Raw genomic sequence first — 21,571 nt, 5'->3', positions numbered from 1 at the left:
GTGACTGTGGAGTTCGTTCCTGGACAGAATGCGCCGCTGCAAACATCCGTCGTGACGTTTCGTGCGTCCAGCCAGACGCCGTTCGACGTGTCTGCGATGGTGACGGATACGCGCCTGCAGGCCCTGTCGTCCGACGCTTTTGTCTTCTACAACCAGCCGTCGACGGCCGGCGTGCAGCTGACAGGCGACGTCGTCCGGGTCGATCTCGATCGTCTTCACCCCGATGCGGCAGCGGTGCTGTGCATCGTGAGCGTCGATCCGAGTGCCGCCACAGCCGGGGCCTTTCGGGTTGCCGGTTTGTCTGCGCGGCTGAGCGATGAATCCGGTTCGGTACTCGGCGAATTCGACATTCCCACCGCAGGTTCGGAGACCGCAGTCATCTGCTGGGAGTTGTACCGGCGAAACGGCGCGTGGAAGGTTCGAGCAGTCGGACAAGGCTATGCGGGCGGTTTGGCCGAACTCATCGGCGTTCACGGAGTCGAGGTAGACGACGCGCCGGCAAACGCGGGAAGCCCTACTGCGCCGGTGCGCGACGATCAGGTTGTGGAGCCCGTCGAAGAGGGCCGCGCACTCGAACGTATGTGGATGATCTTCGAAGACGCATCGAGGTCGGCGGCGTCGCTGATATCGAGCAGCGAATACGCGATGACGAGGTTGGACGAGGAACTGTCGGTAGCGGTAGCTGACGCGAGCACCCGCAACTCGCCGGCCGGTATTGCCGCCCGTGAAGCTGCGCAGAAGCGTCACGACGAACTGGTGGCGACAGCCCGCGAGAGCCATACGCGAGATTCCGCGCAATTGGCCCATGAGCTGACCGTCGTGGATTCGGTGATTCCGCGGGCGATGGCGTCCTGGGAATCACCGGTATGGGCGGCGGGTTCGGCGAGGGAATCTCTGACGTCGAGTGATGGTGTGCGACTTGGCATGTTGTCCGCACCCGACCGAAGTTCGCTGAGCGTGCCCTACTGCATGCCGCTCCCACTGCCACGGCCGATCTGGGTGGACAGCACCTCCGGGGCAGCGGCGGTCGCTGTGGTCAGTGCGTTGACGCTGCGAATCATGGCTGCCGGGCCGATGCCGTTGCTTGACGTCGTCGATCTGACCGGGTCGTACACGTTGCTGACGGATCGTTTGTCCGCGCAGTTGGCCGGCCCGGTGATTCGCACGCATCAGGAGATTTCTGCGCGGTTGACGGAGTTGGCCCAAGCTGTGGATTTGGCGGGGCTGGCAAGAAACAGCGGCCAGGAGTTTGCGATGTCTCACGACGCCGGCCCGAGCACTCCACGACTACTGATACTCGGCGACTTCCCGCACGGGTATTCGGCGCAGGACGCCGAGGCGATCATGTTTCTCGCCGAGCACGGACCGATGATCGGATTGTCGATACTGCTTGTCGGAGATGACGAGTCGAGCTCGACCGAGGAGAGCATCGTGGCCTTGGCACATGGGTGCCGCCACGTTCCGGCGGCCGGTGAGATCGACGTCCACGATCCGTGGACGGGCTCGCACTGGGTCTTGGTCCCGGACACCCTCAATCCGGCCACGCAACCGCAACTCTTTGCCGCGTTCGACAAACTCTGACTCGATCAGAGTTCGTCGAGCGTAATAATCCCGTCCTGCAATGCACGTGCAAGCAGGCTCATCTTCGTGGGGGCTCGCCGACCGACGGCCGCGTATTTCCCTCGAATTCGCATCAGATGTGTGTTGATTGTCCCGATCGAGATGAGCAGCTGCGCGGACACGACGGTCTTACTGTCGGATTTGAGCCAGTGCCGGAGCACTTCGATTTCGCGGCTGGAGAGACCGGGATCGCGTGGCGGCGCAGCGGGTTGTTCGGGCGACCCGGTCACGGAAGTGCTCCTCGATCTTGACTGATTGCAGGGCCGCAAGCATATAAGAACCTACCGGAAGGTTTTAATTGCAGGGGTGGATGGCAAAATTCGGGGCTCCCAGGCAAAGTGGTTGGTACGACTACGCGCGGTGCGTGGCGGCTCTACCCGAGGAGACTCATGGCATTCTGGGATCAGCTGAAGGCTAAGGCTCAGGAAATGAACAGCCAGCTCAAGACCAAGACGAGCCAGTTCCAGAACAAGGAGTTCAAGAACGCAAGTATGGCGATGTGCGCGTTGATCGCGGCCGCAGACGGCTCGATCGACCCGGCGGAGCGTCAGAAGACGTCGGCATTGATCATGAGCAACGAGTCGCTGGCGGTCTTCCCGCCGGCAGAGTTGAGTCAGCAGTTCGATTGGTACTGCAGCAAGCTGACGTCGGACTTCGAGTTCGGAAAGCTAGAGGCAACCGCGGCAATTTCCAAGCTCAAGTCCAAGCAGGATCAGGCTCGCGCGGTCATTCAGATCGGCATCATCATCGGCGGCGCCGACGGCAACTTCGATCAGCATGAGCGCGCAGTAGTGCGGGACATGTGTTTTGCGGTCGGAATTGCTCCCTCGGAATTCGATCTCTGATAGTTCCCTTGCAGAAAGCGGGTGCGGTGCCACTGGCACCGCACCCGCTTTTGTCTCGTCAGTACTCCGGGTAACCGTCCTCGGGGCCGAGCATGCGCTCGATCCGGGTACATGTGATCTTTGCCAACTCGTCGACGCAGATCTTGCGTTCCACGGATGCCGGATTAGTCAGGCGGACGCGGATGTTCTCGAGGAGATCCTGGGCATCGTGCCCGTGTGAGCACCAGATGTATCGGAACGCGAAGGTCGACTCGTATTCCTCACCGGCTCGGCGGATGGTGGCCATCAGTGACTCGTCGGAATCCCAGATCGCGCATTGTTCGAGGTGGGATGGCACACTTTGGGCGCGGACGCCGACGGGCGGATGGCAGTGCAGGGCATTTTCGACATCTGCGTCGGACAGGTTGAGCAGTGCGTTCTCCGCTCGGGCCAGGATCTCCGCGTAACTGGCAAACGGGCGACCGTCGCTGACCCATCCAGCCCACGTCATCGAGCAACAGCATTCGTACAGCGCATGGATTGCCTTCGGGCGGGGCAGTTCGTTGAAGCGTTCCAACCCGATCGACTGATGTAGCAGCATGTGCCCTCCCGGTCGGTTCCTGAGGCAGTGTTGGGCGTCCTGCCACGGGTTAGCCAGATGTGCGATCACCATCGATGATCCGACGTTTACCTGCGAATGGGAAGGTTTGCCAGCTCGAATTTTCAGGTTCTTAACACGTGGGAAATCCGTTCAACCGACGTGAACATGGGGCCGGCGGGAGCGTCGACGTTCGGCGCGGCGCAGCACTTCGCGGGTTACCGGAGCGGTTTCGCCTTCGCCGATGAACAGGAAACGAAGCAGGTTGGTCAGAGGATTTCCCTCGGACCATTCGAAGTAGACATCCGGGATCACGCCAGTGAGATCGCGAGCCTTCAGGAGAACGGCGGCGATGGTGTTCGGCACTGCCGGACTGTCCACTCGCAGGACTCGGTGTCTGCCGCGGCGTCGGCCGTGGACAACAAGATCGGTGCTGAAATCGGAGGAGTCGGTGACATTGACTTCCATGAAGATGATCGATTCACCTCTGGGGATGTTGCTGTGCACTCGTTGCTGGAGTTCCTTGACTCGATACTCCTTTTCGCTGAGGTGGGCGGCGTCGTGCGCGACAATTGCGAGATAGCCCCGGTGCGTGGCTTCGTTGATGAATTGCACAGCGGTGTCGTCGAATTCGACGGATTTAGCGCGCAGCTCGAACGCGCGTGTCACCCTCGACAGGAGGGATACGACCATGATCGCAGCGATGAAGAACGATGCAACTTTCACCCCGTCCGGTCGTTCGATGATATTGGCGATGGTTGTGTAGACAAAGAGAGCTGCAACAAAACTGAAGGCTACGAACAGTTTTCGATTTCCACGTCTGCGCACGGACAGGGTGACTGCCACCGCCGCGGAGGAGATGAGAACCAACACGCCGGTTGCGTACGCGGAACTCTGGGCGTCGACGCTTGCATCGAAGTAGAACGTCACGGTGATCGCGATGACGCTGAACACGAGCACGAGTGGGCGGACCGCGCGAGCCCACGACGGGGCCATTCCGTACCGGGGGAGATATCGGGGAACAAGATTGAGGAGACCGGCCATCGCGGAAGCGCCGGCAAACCACAGGATGAGGATCGTGCTGAGGTCGTAGACGGTGCCGAATATCTGCCCGAGATAGTCGTGAGCAAGAAACGCCAAGGCACGCCCATTTGCAGCGCCACCCGGCTGAAACTCGTTCTCCGGGATGAGAATTGTTGTCACCAGGCTCGACGTCAGCAAGAACCCACTCATGATCAAGGCGGCCGCGGTGAGTAGATGTTTAGTGCCGCGGATACGGCCCTCCGGCTGCGCTTCGGTATCGCGTGGCCCGCCTTCGATCTGCGGCATCACGGCAACACCGGTCTCGAAACCCGAAAGGCCCAGAGCAAGTTTCGGGAATACGATCAGAGCGATCAGGATCATCATCGCGGGATTGCCGTGTTCCGTCGACATGGCTCGGGTCCAATCGGTGACCAATGCGGGCGCGCTCACGATGTGCCACAGGCTCACGCCGATCACCACGAGATTCAGCGTCAGGTACACCGCGACGAGTCCGACCGCGATGCCGATGGCCTCGGTGAAACCGCGAAGGAACACCGCTGACAGCAGTGCCAGGAGAACCAGCGTGATGACAACGGTCTGTCCGGAGAGAAATGTTGGCGCAAAAGGATTTTCGACGAGGTGGGCGGTTGCATCCGCAGCCGAGAGCGTCATCGTGATCATGAAGTCCGTTGCGGCAAATCCCAGTAACACCAAGACGAATATCTTGCCGCGCCACTTCGGAAGCAGTCGTTCGAGCATGGCAATCGAACCTTCGCCGTGCGGACTTTCCCGCGCCACGCGTCGGTAGACGGGTAGTGCGCCGAACAGGGTGAGAAGGATGAGCACAACCGTGGCCAGCGGGGCCAAGGTGCCGGCTGCGAGGGCGGCGATCCCAGGTTGGTACCCGAGCGTCGAGAAGTAATCGACCCCGGTCAGGCACATGACTTTCCACCACGGGTGGCGATGTTCCTGCTTTGACGTGATGCGGTGTGGACCCAGGTGCCCGCCGGGTTCTTCGGTGATGTCTGCGAGCATCCACGACCTCAGCCGACGTCTAGGAGTGTTCGGTTCGGCGGTCGTCGCCATAGTGATCGCTCCTCGTGCGCAGGCTCGATCAACCGGGTACCCGTTTTCCGGTTCTCAGCATTTCCGGTTCTCAGCGGATTCGCAGGAATCTCGAGCTGAATTCTTCGGGAAGCGGGTCTACATTGAAGTAGTCGAACTTCGCCGCAGGCTTGACTTTTGGAACCTGCGACGAGAATGCGGAGTCGAGAGGATCGCGTAATGGCTACTACTGTGGAGACCAGGAATCCGAGAAGTTCGAGCGTGCGGACCGTCCCGCTGGCTCAGTACATCGAAGAGCACCCGACGGTGCGGGTTTTTCCTCCGACGAGCGAACGCGCCGCGCGGATCGCGATGCAGACGATGTGGGCGCTGATTGCCGTGTCGCTTGTGATCTTGGTGCTGGATGAGGCCGGGCTCTTCGGCTGATCGCAACTCGAGGTTACTCTTGAGTAATGAGCGAACAGAAGAGCTGGAATGCGTTCACCGTAGAGCGCGAAGACCACATTGCCCAGGTCACGTTGATCGGCCCTGGCAAGGGCAACGCGATGGGCCCGGATTTCTGGAGTGAACTTCCCGAGATCTTTGCGGACCTCGACGCCGATCCCGATGTGCGCGCTGTCGTCATCGCCGGTTCCGGCAAGCACTTCTCGTTCGGTCTTGATCTGCCGGCGATGAGCGGTGAATTCGGTGCTGTCCTCGCGGACAAGGCTCAGGCCGGTCCGCGAACCAAGTTCCACGACATGATCAAGCGCATGCAGTCCGGCATCAATGCAGTCGCGGATTGCCGCAAGCCGGTGATTGCCGCAGTTCAGGGTTGGTGCATCGGCGGCGGCGTCGACCTCATCACGGCAGCAGACATTCGCTACGCAAGTGCCGACGCCAAGTTCAGCATCCGTGAGGTCAAGGTCGCCATCGTTGCGGACATGGGCAGCCTCGCCCGTCTGCCTGCGATCATCGGCGACGGACACCTGCGCGAACTCGCGTTGACCGGAAAGGACATCGACGCTGCGCGCGCCGAGAAGATCGGCCTCGTCAACGACGTGTTCGACGACGCAGACGCCGTGCTTGCCGCAGCCCGCGCAACTGCCCAGGAAATTGCGCTCAACCCGCCGCTCGTCGTCCACGGCATCAAGGACGTGCTCGATCACTCGCGCAGCGCGAGCGTCGACGACAGCCTGCGCTACGTCGCAGCCTGGAACGCGGCGTTCCTGCCGTCGCAGGACCTGACGGAAGCCATCACCTCGGTCTTCCAGAAGCGCCCTCCGGTCTTCACCGGGGAGTAGGTCAACGGGGAGTAGGCAAACGAAAATCCCCGCGCACCGGAAGGTGAGCGGGGATTTTTTTGAGCGCAGATCTTTCAGTGACCGCCGTTGGCAGCGAGACGCTTGATCGAAGCCTCGACCTCGGCCTCTGCCTCGGCGCGGCCGACCCAGTTTGCAGCCTCGACGTGCTTGTTCGGCTCCAAGTCCTTGTAGTGGACGAAGAAGTGCTTGATCGCGTCAAGCTCGAACTGCGAAATGTCGCTGAGGTCCTGGATGTGATCCCAACGCGGATCACCTGCAGGAACGCACAGGACCTTGTCGTCTCCGCCGGCTTCGTCGACCATTTTGAACATGGCAACGGGACGAGCTTCGACGATTACGCCGGGGTACACCGACTCGGGCAGCAGAACCATGGCGTCCAGAGGATCGCCGTCCTCGCCGAGGGTGTTCTCGATGTATCCGTAGTCAGCCGGGTAGCCGAAGGCGGTGTAGAGGTAACGGTCCAGCTTGACGCGGCCGGTCACGTGGTCGACCTCGTACTTGTTGCGCTGACCCTTGGGGATCTCGATGGTGACGTCGAACTCCACGCCGATTCCTCGCTGTCGTGTCGGTAATGATTCGTCCGGAAGGATATCGGGTCAAGGATAAGGTTGGCTGACCACCCAGCAGGGCGAGCACAGACGGAGGGGCGTTGGCGGGCCAGGGAAAGAAAAAGATCGGCTCGTTGGAAGAGCGCAAACGACGCACAGTGCGCATTCTGCTGGCGGTGTGTGTGGTCGCGGTAGTCGCGATCGCGGCAGTGTTGGTTGTCGCACTGGGAACTTCCGAAGAACCCACGCAGAACGCGATTGTCACGACATCGCCACAACCGAGCCCGGTGACGCCGTCGCCGCAGGTAGTTCCTGTTCCGGCAGACGCGCCGATACCGTCGGAGGCTGGAATTGCCGCGGCCATCGGACCGGCTGTCGCGAACCCCGACCTGGGGAAATTCACCGGCGTTGTCGCTGATGCGCTCACCGGGCAGGTTCTGTGGAGCGCCGACCCGTCGACGCCCATGACACCGGCATCCACCACCAAAGTGCTGACGGCAGCTGCTGCGCTGCTGGCATTGCCGCTCGATCATCGACTGTCGACGACAGTGGTCCAGGGTGCTGCGCCGGGGCAGTTGGTGCTGGTCGGTGGCGGTGACCCGACATTGACCGCAACGCCGAAGGGGCAGAGCGGGTACTACGCAAACGCTGCGCATATTGCCGATCTTGTCGATCAGATCAAAGCGTCGGGAACGCCGGTGGACAGCATCGTCGTCGACAGCGGTCTGTTCAAAGGTGACACCATGGCGCAGGGATGGTTCCCGGCCGATATCGCTGCGGGATACATCACACCCATCGAATCGGTGATGATCGAGGGCGGTCGATTCGACGGCTCCATGGACGAATCACCGCGTTCGGAAACTCCCGCATTGGACGCGGGGAAGGTTCTGGCACAGGCACTGGGCGTCGACGTGGCCAAAGTCTCGGCAGGAACTGCGCCCGCCGGCGCCAAGGCGATCTCGAGCGTGCAGTCCGCACCGCTCAGTGACCGTCTGATCCAGATGATGGAACATTCCGACAATGTGCTTGCCGAGACCATCGGGCGCGAGGTGGCGATTGCGTCAGGCACCGAAGCGTCGTTCGCTGGGGCAGTGGAGGGAACCGCCAAGACTCTGCGCGCCGCCGGCTTCGATTACACCGGTGTGACGCTGTTCGACTCGAGTGGACTCTCCGTCGACGATCTCATTCCCGCGGAGGTTCTCGATCGAGTGATGACCGCCGCAGCGGGAGACGGCGACCCGAAGCTGCGGCCGTTGCTCGACTATCTGCCTGTTGCCGGTGGAACCGGCAGCTTGTCCGACCGATATGCGTCGGGCAACCGAACCGGCGCAGGCTGGGTGCGTGCCAAGACGGGAACTCTGTCGACGGCTAGTGCGTTGTCAGGTTTTGTGGTGGATCAAAACGGACGAGTGCTCACCTTTGCGCTCATGTCGAACGATCGGCCACCGGAAGTCAGCCGTCCGGCTTTGGACGCCATCGCCGGAGCATTGAGGAATTGCGGGTGCCAATAGTGGCAGCAGAGAACGACTCGACAACTCTGGGTGGAGCGGTCGACTGGAGTCTCGCGACCAAAGCCGGCATCAGATTGGCGCGCGGTGGTCCGGCCATGTCGCGCTACACCGCCGAAACCGCAACCGCGGAGCTGGCTGACGCGTCGAAGCGCGCCGAACTGCCGGTGCGCGATGTCACCGGTCTGGCCGACGGCCTGCCCGTCCCGGCAGCGGACGTTCTCGACCGAGCCGGCTGGATCACTGCGGCGTCGCGGTCGATGGCCCATCTCACCGGCGCCGATCCGGACGGCAACGGAAATCTGCTGGTCGGCAAACCCGCGGGTTTGCAGGCAGGTGCGATGCTCGCCTACCTGTCGTCGGCGATTCTCGGGCAGTACGACCCCTTCACCGGCGAAAACGGCACACTGCTTCTGGTCACGCCGAACATCGTGTCCGTCGAGCGTTCGCTCCGACTCAACCCGAGTGATTTCCGGCTATGGGTCTGCCTGCACGAGGTGACGCACCGCGTGCAATTCTCGTCGTCACCGTGGTTGGCGGATTACATGAAGGAATCCGTCGAAACATTGAGCGCGAGCGTCGACGAGTCGATGACGGATGTCGTTGGGCGTCTCACCGCCGAACTGCGGTCCAGGAAGAACCCTGCAGCCGACGGTGACGACGCCACCCCCGGCGGAATCATCGGGCTGCTGCGTGCGTCGCAGGCGGAGCCGCAACGCGAAGCACTTGATCGCATGCTGGTTCTCGGCACTCTGCTCGAAGGTCACGCCGATCATGTGATGGACGCGGTCGGGCCAGCTGTGGTGCCGTCCGTCGCTACGATTCGCGCCGCCTTCGACAAGCGCCGGCAACGCAAGTCCAATCCGGTCCAGCGCATCATCAAGATGCTGCTCGGCATGGACGCCAAGATGGCGCAGTACGTCCGAGGCAAGGCGTTTGTCGACGCCGTGGTTCTCAAAGTCGGGATGGAGCAGTTCAACACCATCTGGACCGGCCCGGAAACACTGCCGTTGCTCGACGAGATCGACCATCCCGACGCGTGGGTGACACGCGTGCTCGGTTAGACGGTGCTGCCTGAAACTGCGTCACTGCTGGAAATGCGGCTGGCGCTGCGGGGGTGGCTGCGTCGCTACCACTCCCACGGCCGGGTGTGTGTGGCGCTGTCCGGTGGTGCTGATTCCTTGGCGCTCACTGCCGCTGCGGTGGCCGAAGCGGAGTCGGTGGACGCGCTGATCGTCGACCATCGTCTGCAGGAGGGCTCGGACGTGGTCGCTCGTGCCGCCGCTGACCAGGCACTGGCTCTGGGAGTTCGCTCGGCGCGGGTACTCACTGTCGACGTCCACGGCAACGGCAGCCTGGAGGCCGCCGCCCGTGATGCGCGCTACGAGGCACTGGACGGCAGCCGGGGAGATGCACCGGTTCTGCTCGGACACACCCTCGACGACCAGGCCGAAACGGTTCTTCTCGGACTCGCCCGCGGATCCGGTGGTCGATCCATTCAGGGAATGCAGGCCTTCGACGATCCGTGGGGTCGGCCGCTGCTCGGCGTGCGACGCGGCGTGACCCGAGCCGCCTGTGAGGACCTGGCGATCACGCCGTGGGAGGACCCGCACAACACCAACGACGAGTTCACGAGGGTTCGATTGCGGCACGAGGCCTTGCCGCTACTCGAAGAAATTCTTGCGGGCGGAGTTGCCGAAGCACTGGCCCGCACTGCCACACAATTGCGTGAGGACGGGCAGGTTCTCGACGCGCTTGCCGGCGCCGTATTGCTTCGCGTTGTTGTCGACGGGGAAGTGGAAGTGGACACACTTGCCGAATCGGCCGGCGCGATCCGGCGACGCGTTCTTCGGAGCTGGCTTCTCGGCAGTGGTGCAAAAGCGTTGACGGACAAGCAGTTACGAGCCATCGATGCCTTGATTGCCGATTGGCGGGGGCAAGGTGGTGTCGCGATCGGTGGCGGAACCCCGGAGTCGAGGTTGGTGGTGGTTCGTCGACGTGGCAGGCTGACCGTCGGATTCGAAGACCGACGAAGGGTTTGACGCGTGTACGAGGGTGACATCGCATCGGTACTGATTACCGAGGAACAGATTCGTCAGCGAACGGCCGAACTCGCGGAGGAGATCGCGGCGCGTTATCCCGTCGGTGCACCCGAGGGTGACCTGCTTCTGATCGGTGTTCTCAAAGGCGCAGTCTTCTTCATGACGGACTTTGCCCGGGCTCTCCCGATTCCGTCTCAGATGGAGTTCATGGCCGTCAGCTCTTACGGGTCCTCGACCTCGTCTTCGGGCGTCGTCCGCATTCTCAAGGACCTCGACAAGGACATCGCCGGCCGTCACGTGCTGATCGTCGAGGACATCATCGACTCCGGTCTCACGCTTTCCTGGCTGATGCGCAACCTCAAGACCCGGAACCCCGCGTCGCTCGAGGTCGTCACGCTGCTCCGCAAGCCCGACGCCGTGAAGATCGACGTCGACGTTCGTGACGTGGGCTTCGACATTCCCAACGAGTTCGTCGTCGGTTACGGACTCGACTACGCCGAGCGTTACCGCGATCTGCCGTACATCGGATTGCTGGATCCCGAGGTTTACGGCGGCTGAACTCGCTGCCGCGCGTGAGGTAGGAGTGCGTGTTCGGTCGCTGAGCACGACTTTGGAGTGCGTGTTCGCTTACAGGGAACTATGCGCTGTGGTTGCTCGGGAACCTCGTGGTCCTGGTCGTCGTTGAAATTGCAGACGATCGTTTCGATCGACCTCGACGGCTGCTGACGGGCACAGACAGGACCGACCACGGTAACCTGCAGGTGTCCGGTTGACAGCCGGCGGCGACCGGCAGACCCGCACTCCCGAAAGGACCGGCCACTTCGGCCGACCTGTATGAACCGTAAGACTGTGTTCCGTAACGTGCTACTCGTAGCCGTCGTGCTGATGGTGATCTACGCCTTCAGCTACTTCGGTAACGACACCCGTGGCTTCAAGACCGTCGATACGTCGGTCGCGATCTCCCAGATAGACGCCAAAAACGTCACGTCTGCGCAGATCGACGACCGTGAGCAGCAGGTTCGCCTGTGGCTCAAGGAAGGTAACGACGCGACTGGTGGCCAGACGCAGATCTTGGCGAAGTACCCCGAGAGTGCGTCCCAGCAGATCTTCCAGGACATCGAGGGTGCCGGGCTCGAGAAGTTCAACACCACCGTCACCACTCAGAGTTGGCTGACGTCGATTCTGTTGTTCGTCCTGCCGATGATCATTCTGTTCGGCATCTTCTTCTTCGTCATGAACCGCATGCAGGGCGGCGGGGGACGCGGCGGTGTGATGGGCTTCGGTAAGTCGAAGGCCAAGCAGCTGTCCAAGGACATGCCCAAGACCACGTTCGCCGATGTCGCCGGTGCGGACGAAGCTGTCGAAGAGCTGTACGAAATCAAGGACTTCCTCCAGAACCCGACGCGCTACCAGGCCCTCGGTGCCAAGATCCCGCGCGGTGTCCTGCTGTACGGGCCTCCCGGTACCGGTAAGACGCTCCTCGCTCGCGCTGTTGCAGGCGAAGCCGGTGTCCCGTTCTTCACCATCTCCGGTTCCGATTTTGTCGAGATGTTTGTCGGTGTCGGCGCGTCGCGTGTTCGTGACATGTTCGAGCAGGCCAAGCAGAACAGCCCTTGCATCATCTTTGTCGACGAGATCGACGCCGTCGGTCGTCAGCGTGGCGCAGGCCTCGGCGGCGGGCACGACGAACGTGAACAGACTCTTAACCAGTTGCTCGTCGAGATGGACGGTTTCGGTGACCGCACCGGCATCATCCTGATCGCGGCGACCAACCGCCCCGACATTCTCGACCCGGCTCTGCTCCGTCCGGGCCGCTTCGACCGCCAGATTCCCGTGGGTGCCCCCGACCTCGCCGGCCGACGCGCCATCCTGCGTGTTCATTCGCAGGGCAAGCCGATCGATCCCAACGCAGACCTCGAGGGTCTCGCCAAGCGGACCGTCGGTATGTCGGGTGCAGATCTGGCCAACGTCATCAACGAGGCCGCACTGCTCACGGCGCGCGAGAACGGCACCGTCATCACGGAAGCCGCACTGGAGGAATCCGTCGACCGCGTTGTCGGTGGACCGCGGCGCAAGAGCCGCATCATCAGCGAGCACGAGAAGAAGATCACCGCGTACCACGAGGGTGGACACACACTCGCGGCGTGGGCGATGCCCGACATCGAGCCTGTCTACAAGGTCACCATTCTCGCTCGCGGTCGCACTGGCGGCCACGCGATGACGGTGCCAGAGGACGACAAGGGTTTGATGACGCGCTCCGAGATGATCGCTCGCCTCGTGATGGCGATGGGTGGACGCGCCGCGGAGGAATTGGTCTTCCACGAGCCCACCACCGGAGCGTCGTCCGATATCGACATGGCCACCAAGATCGCTCGCGCGATGGTCACCGAATACGGCATGAGCGCCAAGCTCGGTGCAGTCCGCTACGGGCAGGAGGGCGGCGATCCGTTCCTCGGCCGTTCGATGGGCGTGCAGTCCGACTACTCGCATGAGATCGCCCGCGAGATCGACGAGGAGGTGCGCAACCTCATCGAGGCCGCGCACACCGAAGCGTGGGCAATTCTCAGCGAGTACCGTGACGCCCTCGACCTCATTGCCAGCGAACTGCTCGAGCGTGAGACGTTGACCCGCAAGGATCTCGAGAAGATTCTTGCCGGCGTCGAAAAGCGTCCGCGCATCACGGCTTTCAATGATTTCGGCGGCCGCACGCCGTCGGATCGTCCGCCGGTCAAGACGCCTCGCGAATTGGCGATCGAGCGTGGCGAGACGTGGCCGGAGCCGGCTCCGGCGCCCGTGCTCGTGAAGTCGGGTGCGCCCGCTGCCTCGAGCATCGGCGGTTCCAACGGTTACGCGCAGCCCAATGCTCCGCAGCAGCAGCCTGCGGCCCCCCAGCAACCCGCACCCGCGCCGGGTACTCCCGACTACGGAGCACCGGCCGGTTGGTCGGCTCCGGGTTGGCCGCCGCGCGAGAACGAGACGCAGGCGTACCCCGGCCAGCAGACCGGCGGATACCAGGGCACGCCCAACCAGGGCGCTCCCAACCAGGCACAGCCTGCGCCGGGCCAGTACGGTCAGCCGGCACCGGGTCAGTACGGCCAGCCCGCACCGGGTCAGTACAGCCAGCCCGCACCCGGTCAGTACGGTCAGCCGCAGAGCCATCCGGGTGAGCAGGCCTATGGTCAGCAGAATTCGGGCCAGCAGCAGAATTCGGGCCAGCAGTACCAGGGCCAGCCTCAGTACCCGACCCAGCATTACACGGGTCAACAGGGTCAACCGAGCTACCCGGTGCAGTACCCGGACGGTGGGCCGTTTGCCGATCCGAACCGTGGAAATGCCGGTGGAAACACGGGCGTCGAGGGTCAGGATCAGTGGCTGGCGCCGGAGTCGGATCCCAACGCCGCGTCGAGCGACGACGGACCGAGCACCATGCGCTGGGACGGACCGGACGGATCTCGCTGACCAACCGCCGTTAGGCTCATGCGGCGGGGTATGAAACAAACTCTCGAGGAGCGTTCGGTTGTCGGTGAATGAAGTGGTCAGTGAACTGGTATCGGTTGAAACAGGGCGGCCGTTCGATCAGGCCCGTGCAGAAGCAGCGGTCCGTGAACTGTTGATCGCGGTGGGCGAGGATCCGGACCGTCCCGGTTTGCTCGATACACCCGCACGGGTGGCTCGGTCGTACAAGGAGATTTTTGCCGGGCTGTACTCCGAACCGGATCAGGCGCTGAACACCACGTTCGACGAAGGACACCAGGAACTGGTGCTCGTGCGAGACATTCCGATGTACTCGACCTGCGAGCACCACTTGGTCTCGTTCCACGGAGTGGCACATGTCGGCTATATCCCGGGTAAATCCGGCAAGGTCACCGGACTGTCCAAGTTGGCGCGAGTTGTCGATCTGTACGCGAAGCGGCCGCAGGTCCAAGAACGGCTGACAAGTCAGATCGCCGATGCGTTGATGCGCAAGCTCGATCCGCGCGGTGCCATCGTCGTCATCGAGGCCGAGCATCTGTGCATGGCGATGCGTGGTATCCGCAAGCCCGGTGCGAACACGACGACCTCGGCTGTTCGTGGGCTCCTGCAGTCCAGCGCGGCCTCGCGTTCCGAGGCTCTGGACCTCATTCTTCGTAAGTGAGCGCAGTGAACTCCGCGGGCGGCGTGTCGACGGATCCGGGTCGGACGCTGGTGATGGGGGTCCTCAACGTCACCGCTGATTCATTCTCGGACGGTGGCCAGTTCCTCGATCGAGATGCGGCGCTTGCCCGCGGACTGGAACTGAAAGCTCTGGGCGTAGACATCGTCGATGTCGGTGGCGAATCGACCCGGCCGGGAGCCTCGAGGGTTGATCCGAAAGTGGAAGCGGGACGGGTAGCGCCGGTCATCGAGGAGTTGGTGGCCGCGGGCATTCGCGTCAGCGTCGACACCATGCGCGCATCGGTTGCCGCTGCCGCGATCGAAGCCGGCGTCGACATCGTCAACGACGTATCCGGCGGTCGCGCAGATGCCGACATGGCGTCGGTGGTTGCCGATGCCGGGATTCCGTGGGTTCTGATGCACTGGCGTTCGGCGAGTGACTACGTTCACCGCGGCAGCGCCGATCACTACGACGACGTTGTCAGCGACGTTCGTGACGAACTGCTGACTCAGGTCGACCTCGCGCTGAAAGCGGGTGTCGATTCCTCTGCCATCATCCTCGATCCGGGCTTGGGGTTCGCGAAGAACGCCGACCACAACTGGGCACTGCTGCGGGCGTTGCCGGAGTTCACGGCGTTGGGATTTCCTGTTCTGGTGGGGGCGTCGCGTAAGCGTTTCCTCGGGTCGCTGCTCAGCGATTCCGGCGGGACGCCGCGGCCGCCGGCCGGCCGTGAAACTGCGACGGCGGTGGTCTCCGCGCTTGCCGCACGTGATGGCGCGTGGGGTGTTCGTGTTCACGACGCCCAGGCGTCACTCGACGCTATCGCTGTTGTGGAAGCGTGGTCTCGTGGACGGGAAAGGGACTGACATGGGCGATCGGATCGAGTTACGAGGATTGAAAGTCCGTGGCAATCATGGTGTTTTCGACCATGAGAAGCGTGACGGTCAGGACTTCTTCATCGACGTCACGGTGTGGATGGACTTGGCCCCGGCAGCCGCGTCGGACAATCTCGAACACACGCTGCACTACGGCGAGTTGGCCGAGGCTGCCGCAGCGATTGTCGGTGGACCGTCACGCGATCTCATCGAAACCGTTGCTGCCGAGATCGCCGACAACGTCATGACGGATACGCGGGTGCAGAGCGTCGAAGTTGTTGTCCACAAGCCGTCGGCACCGATCCCACTCGTGTTCGCAGACGTTGCTGTCGTTGCTCATCGGACGAGGCAGAAATGACTCGGGCCGTTCTGTCGATCGGCTCGAACATCGGCGATAGCCTGGCCCATTTGCAATCTGCGGTCGACGGTCTCGGAGACGCCGTAGTGGCTGTGTCACCGGTGTATTCGACCGCGCCGTGGGGTGGCGTCGAACAGCAGGATTTTCTCAACGCCGTCCTACTCGTGGATGATCCGACGGCCGGAAGCTACGACTGGCTGCTGCGGTCGCGCAAACTCGAGGAAGACGCCGATCGGGTGCGTGATCAGCGATGGGGTCCGCGGAGCTTGGACGTCGACGTGGTGGATTGTGAAGGAATTGTCAGTGCTGATCCGGAGCTGACGCTGCCGCACCCGCGGGCACATCTGCGGGCCTTTGTACTCATTCCCTGGCTTGACGTCGAACCAGGTGCAACCCTGATGGTCGATCAGGAGGTTCGGGCTGTTGCGCAGGTGCTCGCGAACCTCGATCGCTCGGAGCGCGACGGAGTGCGCGTCACGGATTCGGTTCTGATTCGGTGACCGAACAGGATCGGGGCATGAAACCGACAAAAATCAGCGAACTACTGGTTTTGACCGGAGTGGCCGCGGTTGCCACCTGGATTCTGATTCGTGTGTTCTACGGTTCGATGCCGCCCATCCCGGTGTACGCGGGCGCGTCGCTGTATCTGGCCGCGATCGCCGAGGTGATCCTCGCGTTTGTCATTCGGTCCCGGATCAAGGGAAGCCAGATCGGCGACGGTTATCGACAACTGCACCCAATCGCTGCTGCACGCGCCCTCGCGCTCGCAAAAGCGTCAGTACTGGTCGGTTCAGCTACCACCGGGGTGTGGATCGGAGCACTGGTGTATCTGATCCCACAACGATCCGTTTTGAAAGCTGCCGCCGAGGACACGCCGGGGGCGTGGGTCGGACTTGGTGCAGCAATTGCGCTGGTAGCAGCCGCGCTGTGGCTCGAACACTGTTGTAAGACGCCAGAAGATACACCTGACGAACCGGCGCACTGAGCGCTGCGGTAGGCGAATCGCATGGGTAAGGTCCATGGCACCTGCGCTCTCGACAAGTACCCTGGCAACCATGACGAATTCTGGTCGATCGAAGTCTGCGCGCCGTAGCAAGCGCAGCGCGAGCCAGATGATCGTTGCCGGTCTTCTTGCTCTCGCCGTCATCGCCTCACTGTTTCTGATCTTCAGTAACAGTGTTCAACTCCTTCGTGTCGGACTGGTGGTGGCGCTCTGGGCAGCCACGCTGGGTGCGATCGCGATGACGAAGTACCGCCGCGAATCGGCGCTCGACAAAGCAAAGGTCGCGGACTTGCAGACCGTGTACGAGCTGCAGCTGGAGCGTGAGATTTCCGCTCGACGCGAATACGAGTTGAGTGTCGAAAGTCGTATCCGCCGCGAAGTCGGCACCGACTCGGCAGAACTGTCGGCGCTTCGCGAAGAATTGGTGGCGCTGCGACGCAATCTCGAAGCGCTCTTCGACGGTGGATTACTCCCCGAACGCCCGGCTTTGAAGGCCGACTCGACGCGCGTTGGAGAACTCGGCGGCGGTTCCTACAGCGCATATCAACCCGCAGCATCGGGCCTGTACGTACCCGGTGCCGGTCAGAACGCCACCAATTCCCCGAGCCCTCAGGTAGGTGGGTTGGCGTCGCCGAACGACGGTCCGGTCACCGCCGAAACCACCGTCGTGTTCGAGGAAGTCGCGTGGCGCGAGGCAGCTGCGAAGAATGCGGCAGTGAAAGATGCTCAGGTCAAACGCAATTCGCAGCAAGCGCAAGGCGCGCAGCGCGGCGAAAACCGTGAGCCTGCTGTTGCCGCAGTGAAGCCTGTGGTTGTCACGCCGCCGATCGCGAAGCCTGCAGTTGTGAAGCCTGAGACCGTCAAGCCTGTCGCCAAGCCGGTCGCCAAGCCGGTCGTTGACGAGCCAGTAGTCGAAGAAGTGGTCGAGGTAGTCGCCGAAGTAGTCGAAGAGCCAGTGGTCGCCGAAGTTGTCGAAGAGCCAGTAGTCGCACCTGCAAGCAGTGCTCCTGAGCCAATCGTCACACCTGCAAGCAGTGCTCCTGAGCCAACATCCGAACCCACGGAGGAACCACGTCGTCGGCGTCGCGCAGTCCCGGACAGCGCCGACAGCGGTGCTCACTCCAACGGTTTGACGGTGGCCGAGATCATGGCAAATCTCAGTTCTGCGAATCCGGCGGAAGGCTCAGGGCGTCGTCGGCGCCGTGAAGATTGAGAGCCGTTGAGTCCTAGATCACTCGCTCGTCCATAGCGTCGCGTCTGGCGCGGGGGATATCCTCGTCGAAGAACGTCTGGTACCCGCAGAGCGGGACTGGAACGAACGAGAGGAATCCGGTGACTTCCTTCGGGATCACTAACGGACCTGTGCCTGCGCGATTGACGGTTGGAATTGTCTCGGCAGGGCGGGTCGGAACTGCTGTAGGCGCCGCACTCGAGCGCGCTGGACACATTGTCGGCGCATGCTCTGCTGTCTCTGCGGCATCAGTTGCGCGGGCGGCTAAACGACTGCCCGATTCCGAGATCCTGCCTGCCGCCGATGTTGCAGCTCGTTCGGAATTGTTGATCCTTGCAGTTCCGGACGATCAACTGGCGGATCTGGTCAAGGGCCTGGCAGCTACGAACGCAGTCAAGCCAGGGACACTTGTGGCCCACACATCCGGTGCCAACGGGATTTCGATCCTGGCTCCGTTGACGGAACTGGGCGCGCTGCCATTGGCTATCCATCCGGCGATGACGTTCACCGGGCATGACGAGGACACCGCACGGTTGTCGTCGGCGTGCTTCGGGATCACCGCTGCAGATGACATCGGGTACGCGATCGCTCAATCGCTGGTCCTCGAGATCGGCGGCGAACCGGTTCGGGTCCGCGAGGAGAACCGTGCGCTGTACCACGCTGCATTGGCGCACGGCAGTAATCACCTCGTCACGCTGGTGGTGGATGCCGTCGAGGCGCTGCGCGCGTCGTTGCAGGGAGATGAGTTGCTCGGTCAGCAGTTGATCGACGGCGATCCCGGAGGAGTTGCAGAGCGGGTTTTGCAGCCACTTCTCTCCGCTGCCTTGGACAACGCATTACGACGCGGCCCGTCGGCATTGACGGGTCCGGTGGCTCGCGGTGATGCCGCGGCTGTCGAGACACATTTACGAGTACTGACGGATCTCGACCCGGAGCTTGCAGCCGGATATCGAGCGATGTCCTTGCGATCGGCCCAGCGGGTGGGCGCCCCCACCACATTGTTCGACATCTTGACTGAAACGGGAGGTGACCGTCGTGAGTGATTTGCAGGGCGGATACAAGCGCGGCGAACTGACAGTGCACCACGAGCCGGACATGATTCGGCGTGTGTCGAAGGCCTTGCGCGGAGTGGGTCGCCAGGTGGCGTTGGTTCCGACGATGGGCGCTCTCCACGCGGGGCACATCGAGTTGGTTCGTCAGGCCAAGATCACCGGAGCGGTTGTCGTCGTCTCCATCTTCGTGAATCCGCTGCAGTTCAGTGCGGGCGAGGACCTGGACGCGTACCCGCGCACTCTCGACGCGGACCTCGATCTGCTTCGGGCCGAGGGCGTCGAGTTGGTATTCGCGCCGAGCGCGAAGACGATGTACCCGCGCGGTCAGCGCACGACAGTCATGCCGGGTCCGTTGGGCAGCGAACTCGAAGGCGGCGCCCGCCCGACGCACTTCGCAGGCATGCTGACGGTGGTGGCGAAGCTGCTGCAGATCGTGGCTCCCAACCACGCGTACTTCGGGGAAAAGGACTACCAGCAGCTGACGCTGATCCGTCAGATGGTGTGGGATCTCAACTTCGACGTGCAGATCATCGGTGTTCCGACGGTCCGCGAGTTCGACGGACTCGCATTGTCCTCCCGTAACCGGTACCTCGACGAGAGCCAGCGGACCGCGGCCGTGGCACTGTCGGCGGCGCTGATCGCCGGCGCTCATGCTGCCGCCGGTGGTGCAGAAGCGATCGTCGAGACTGCGCGCGCCGTTCTGGCCGCAGTCCCCGAGATCGAGGTCGATTACCTCGAAGTTCGTGGTGTTGATCTCGGACCCGCCCCGGAGCGCGGCGACGGCCGACTGTTGGTGGCCGCCAAGCTCGGCACCACCCGGTTGATCGACAACGTGGGAGTCGCGGTGGGAACCGGATTCCTCGAACGTGACACCGACCCTTCCGCCGACGCTGTTGACGACCTGCTGTCTCACTGAGCCCCCTCACGAGTAAAGGACCTTGGATATGTTTCGCACCATGATGAAGTCGAAGATCCACCGCGCGACGGTGACTCACGCCGATCTGCATTACGTCGGCTCGGTCACGGTCGACGAGGATCTGATGGATGCCGCCGATCTGCTCGAAGGTGAGCAGGTGTGCATCGTGGACATCGACAACGGTGCCCGCCTCGAGACCTACGTCATTGCGGGTGAGCGCGGCAGCGGTGTCATCGGAATCAACGGTGCGGCAGCGCATCTGGTCAAGCCGGGCGATCTCGTGATCCTCATTGCGTACGGCGTGATGAACGCGCAGGAAGTCAAGGAGTACAACCCGCGAGTCGTGTTCGTCGACGCCGACAACAACCAGGTGGAACTTGGTTCCGACCCGGCACACGCACCCGAAGGTTCCGGTCTGATCACTCCTCGTATGCTGTCGACCTTGGACGCCGAGCGTGAATCCAGTCTGGTCTAACCGTGCTGCTCACGGTCGACGTGCGGAACACCAACATCGTTCTGGGATTGTTCTCCGGGGTTGGTGAGTATTCGAAGTTGTTGCAGGACTGGCGGATGCGTACCGATCCGCGGATGACGGCTGATGAATTGGCGTTGACCTTCCGCGGGCTGCTGGGGCAGCATGTCGATCAGATCACCGGTGTTGCGGCGTTGTCGACGGTACCGTCGGTGCTGCGTGAGATTCGCGTGATGCTCGGGCGGTACTGGGGACATGTTCCGCACGTTGTGGTTGAACCAGGTGTGCGAACCGGAGTGCCGCTGCTGGTGGACAATCCCAAAGAGGTGGGCGCCGACAGGATCGTGAACAGCCTTGCGGCGCATTATCTTTACGAGAGCCCCTGCATCGTTGTCGATTTCGGAACGTCGACGTGTATCGACGTAGTGTCGGGCAAGGGTGAGTTTCTGGGCGGCTGTATTGCGCCGGGGCTCGAGATCTCGACCGACGCCTTGGCGTCGCAGTCTGCCGCACTGCGGAAAGTGGAATTGGTGCGTCCGCGTTCGGTGGTCGGAAAGAACACCGTGGAGTGCATGCAGTCCGGAGCGGTGTTCGGCTTTGCCGGTCTTGTAGACGGATTGGTACGACGCGTTCGTGAGGAGTTGCCGGAGTTCGGTGGCTTGGACGTCGCGGTGATCGCCACGGGAGACAGTGCACCGCTGATCATTCCGGAGTCCGCCACCATCGAGCACCTCGAACGGGATCTCACGCTCGAGGGGTTGCGGTTGGTGTTCGAGCGCAATCAGGCGCGTAGGGGATCGGGTCGACGGCCGATAGCGTGACCGTCCATGTGTGACGTAGGGAATTCTCTCCACAGGTTTCGCGATCGCAGAAGTTGTGCCACAATGGTCAACGTGAATCGCTGCATGAGTGCTCAGGAGTGTTGTCGAGGCTGACCGCTGCCTTGACCAATTCACATCTCCTTGGAGCTAGCTCGTGCTACCCACACATTCTGCAG

Annotated in this window: 24 protein-coding genes; 19 read left to right on the top strand and 5 right to left on the bottom strand. The window is 62.4% G+C overall.

Going from position 1 to position 21,571, the window contains the following annotated elements:
• Complete coding sequence (locus tag EEB13_RS26665; protein ID WP_261984650.1) at positions 1-1,581, top strand: TerD family protein; 1,581 nt, start codon at positions 1-3, stop codon at positions 1,579-1,581.
• A 5-nt stretch (positions 1,582-1,586) separates the two neighbouring features.
• On the opposite strand, the gene EEB13_RS26660 is transcribed toward EEB13_RS26665, so the two are convergent.
• The gene (locus EEB13_RS26660) at positions 1,587-1,850 is read right to left on the bottom strand and encodes a helix-turn-helix transcriptional regulator (protein ID WP_033236308.1); all 264 of its coding nucleotides are present in this window, start codon (positions 1,848-1,850) and stop codon (positions 1,587-1,589) included.
• A gap of 159 nt (positions 1,851-2,009) precedes the next feature.
• On the opposite strand from EEB13_RS26660, the gene EEB13_RS26655 reads away from it, so the two are divergent.
• Complete coding sequence (locus tag EEB13_RS26655) at positions 2,010-2,465, top strand: tellurite resistance TerB family protein (RefSeq protein WP_033236309.1); 456 nt, start codon at positions 2,010-2,012, stop codon at positions 2,463-2,465.
• 58 nt (positions 2,466-2,523) lie between these two features.
• On the opposite strand, the gene EEB13_RS26650 is transcribed toward EEB13_RS26655, so the two are convergent.
• Both EEB13_RS26650 and EEB13_RS26645 read right to left on the bottom strand, forming a co-directional pair.
• A complete protein-coding gene (locus tag EEB13_RS26650) occupies positions 2,524-3,045 on the bottom strand; it encodes a 2-oxo-4-hydroxy-4-carboxy-5-ureidoimidazoline decarboxylase (protein WP_045068284.1) in 522 nt (173 codons plus the stop codon).
• Positions 3,046-3,195: 150 nt separating this feature from the next.
• Positions 3,196-5,151 (bottom strand): amino acid permease, encoded by a 1,956-nt coding sequence (locus EEB13_RS26645; RefSeq protein WP_045068286.1) that lies wholly within the window; start codon positions 5,149-5,151, stop codon positions 3,196-3,198.
• A gap of 198 nt (positions 5,152-5,349) precedes the next feature.
• Between EEB13_RS26645 and EEB13_RS26640 the strand changes: the two genes are divergently transcribed.
• Both EEB13_RS26640 and EEB13_RS26635 read left to right on the top strand, forming a co-directional pair.
• Entirely contained in the window at positions 5,350-5,556 is a 207-nt protein-coding gene (locus EEB13_RS26640) for a hypothetical protein (RefSeq protein WP_092806021.1), read from the top strand.
• A 26-nt stretch (positions 5,557-5,582) separates the two neighbouring features.
• A complete protein-coding gene (locus tag EEB13_RS26635; RefSeq protein WP_095888142.1) occupies positions 5,583-6,413 on the top strand; it encodes a crotonase/enoyl-CoA hydratase family protein in 831 nt (276 codons plus the stop codon).
• 74 nt (positions 6,414-6,487) lie between these two features.
• Here the strand turns inward: EEB13_RS26635 and EEB13_RS26630 are convergent, their stop codons facing one another.
• Positions 6,488-6,979: an inorganic diphosphatase gene (locus tag EEB13_RS26630; protein WP_033236312.1), complete on the bottom strand. Its 492-nt coding sequence runs from the start codon at positions 6,977-6,979 to the stop codon at positions 6,488-6,490.
• A gap of 104 nt (positions 6,980-7,083) precedes the next feature.
• Between EEB13_RS26630 and dacB the strand changes: the two genes are divergently transcribed.
• The 11 genes from dacB (at position 7,084) to EEB13_RS26575 (ending at position 18,116) form a co-directional block, all read left to right on the top strand.
• Entirely contained in the window at positions 7,084-8,493 is a 1,410-nt protein-coding gene (gene dacB / locus EEB13_RS26625; protein ID WP_141486592.1) for a D-alanyl-D-alanine carboxypeptidase/D-alanyl-D-alanine-endopeptidase, read from the top strand.
• Positions 8,484-9,554 carry a zinc-dependent metalloprotease gene (locus tag EEB13_RS26620; RefSeq protein ID WP_371851354.1) on the top strand — a complete coding sequence of 357 codons (1,071 nt, stop codon included), beginning with the start codon at positions 8,484-8,486 and terminating at the stop codon, positions 9,552-9,554. The genes dacB and EEB13_RS26620 overlap by 10 nt, the downstream gene beginning before the upstream one ends.
• Positions 9,555-9,587: 33 nt before the next feature.
• Complete coding sequence (gene tilS, locus EEB13_RS26615) at positions 9,588-10,532, top strand: tRNA lysidine(34) synthetase TilS (protein WP_141486720.1); 945 nt, start codon at positions 9,588-9,590, stop codon at positions 10,530-10,532.
• Between the two features lie 3 nt (positions 10,533-10,535).
• The gene (gene hpt, locus EEB13_RS26610) at positions 10,536-11,090 is read left to right on the top strand and encodes a hypoxanthine phosphoribosyltransferase (protein WP_033236316.1); all 555 of its coding nucleotides are present in this window, start codon (positions 10,536-10,538) and stop codon (positions 11,088-11,090) included.
• 276 nt (positions 11,091-11,366) lie between these two features.
• Positions 11,367-13,991 carry an ATP-dependent zinc metalloprotease FtsH gene (gene ftsH, locus EEB13_RS26605; RefSeq protein WP_095888144.1) on the top strand — a complete coding sequence of 875 codons (2,625 nt, stop codon included), beginning with the start codon at positions 11,367-11,369 and terminating at the stop codon, positions 13,989-13,991.
• A 58-nt stretch (positions 13,992-14,049) separates the two neighbouring features.
• On the top strand, positions 14,050-14,667 hold the full coding sequence (gene folE, locus EEB13_RS26600) for a GTP cyclohydrolase I FolE (protein WP_033236318.1): 618 nt from the start codon (positions 14,050-14,052) through the stop codon (positions 14,665-14,667).
• Positions 14,668-14,720: 53 nt separating this feature from the next.
• Positions 14,721-15,533, top strand: coding sequence for a dihydropteroate synthase (gene folP / locus EEB13_RS26595; protein ID WP_141486719.1), 813 nt, complete (start codon positions 14,721-14,723; stop codon positions 15,531-15,533).
• A 1-nt stretch (position 15,534) separates the two neighbouring features.
• Positions 15,535-15,900 (top strand): dihydroneopterin aldolase, encoded by a 366-nt coding sequence (folB, locus tag EEB13_RS26590; RefSeq protein ID WP_095888145.1) that lies wholly within the window; start codon positions 15,535-15,537, stop codon positions 15,898-15,900.
• Positions 15,897-16,400: a 2-amino-4-hydroxy-6-hydroxymethyldihydropteridine diphosphokinase gene (folK, locus tag EEB13_RS26585; RefSeq protein WP_033236320.1), complete on the top strand. Its 504-nt coding sequence runs from the start codon at positions 15,897-15,899 to the stop codon at positions 16,398-16,400. Before folB ends, folK begins: the two co-directional genes overlap by 4 nt.
• 17 nt (positions 16,401-16,417) lie before the next feature.
• Positions 16,418-16,885 carry a DUF3180 domain-containing protein gene (locus EEB13_RS26580; RefSeq protein ID WP_033236378.1) on the top strand — a complete coding sequence of 156 codons (468 nt, stop codon included), beginning with the start codon at positions 16,418-16,420 and terminating at the stop codon, positions 16,883-16,885.
• Positions 16,886-16,955: 70 nt separating this feature from the next.
• The gene (locus EEB13_RS26575) at positions 16,956-18,116 is read left to right on the top strand and encodes a DUF6779 domain-containing protein (RefSeq protein WP_187328625.1); all 1,161 of its coding nucleotides are present in this window, start codon (positions 16,956-16,958) and stop codon (positions 18,114-18,116) included.
• 13 nt (positions 18,117-18,129) lie between these two features.
• Here EEB13_RS26575 and EEB13_RS32125 read toward each other — a convergent pair whose 3' ends face one another.
• On the bottom strand, positions 18,130-18,255 hold the full coding sequence (locus EEB13_RS32125) for a hypothetical protein (RefSeq protein WP_255285245.1): 126 nt from the start codon (positions 18,253-18,255) through the stop codon (positions 18,130-18,132).
• Between EEB13_RS32125 and EEB13_RS26570 the strand changes: the two genes are divergently transcribed.
• The 4 genes from EEB13_RS26570 to EEB13_RS26555 are packed head-to-tail and all read left to right on the top strand — an operon-like array spanning position 18,236 to position 21,395.
• Positions 18,236-19,177 (top strand): Rossmann-like and DUF2520 domain-containing protein, encoded by a 942-nt coding sequence (locus tag EEB13_RS26570; protein ID WP_033236322.1) that lies wholly within the window; start codon positions 18,236-18,238, stop codon positions 19,175-19,177. The genes EEB13_RS32125 and EEB13_RS26570 overlap by 20 nt on opposite strands.
• Positions 19,170-20,102 (top strand): pantoate--beta-alanine ligase, encoded by a 933-nt coding sequence (gene panC, locus EEB13_RS26565; RefSeq protein ID WP_187328624.1) that lies wholly within the window; start codon positions 19,170-19,172, stop codon positions 20,100-20,102. Before EEB13_RS26570 ends, panC begins: the two co-directional genes overlap by 8 nt.
• Before the next feature lie 28 nt (positions 20,103-20,130).
• Entirely contained in the window at positions 20,131-20,577 is a 447-nt protein-coding gene (gene panD / locus EEB13_RS26560; protein ID WP_033236324.1) for an aspartate 1-decarboxylase, read from the top strand.
• A gap of 2 nt (positions 20,578-20,579) precedes the next feature.
• Positions 20,580-21,395: a type III pantothenate kinase gene (locus EEB13_RS26555; RefSeq protein WP_033236325.1), complete on the top strand. Its 816-nt coding sequence runs from the start codon at positions 20,580-20,582 to the stop codon at positions 21,393-21,395.
• Positions 21,396-21,571 lie beyond the last annotated feature (176 nt).

It is taken from the genome of Rhodococcus sp. WS3 (assembly GCF_003797085.1).
In the GTDB taxonomy this organism is placed as follows: Bacteria; Actinomycetota; Actinomycetes; order Mycobacteriales; family Mycobacteriaceae; genus Rhodococcus_F; species Rhodococcus_F globerula.
Note: the sequence above shows the minus strand (reverse complement) of the source record. Positions and strands in the feature narration are given on the sequence as shown.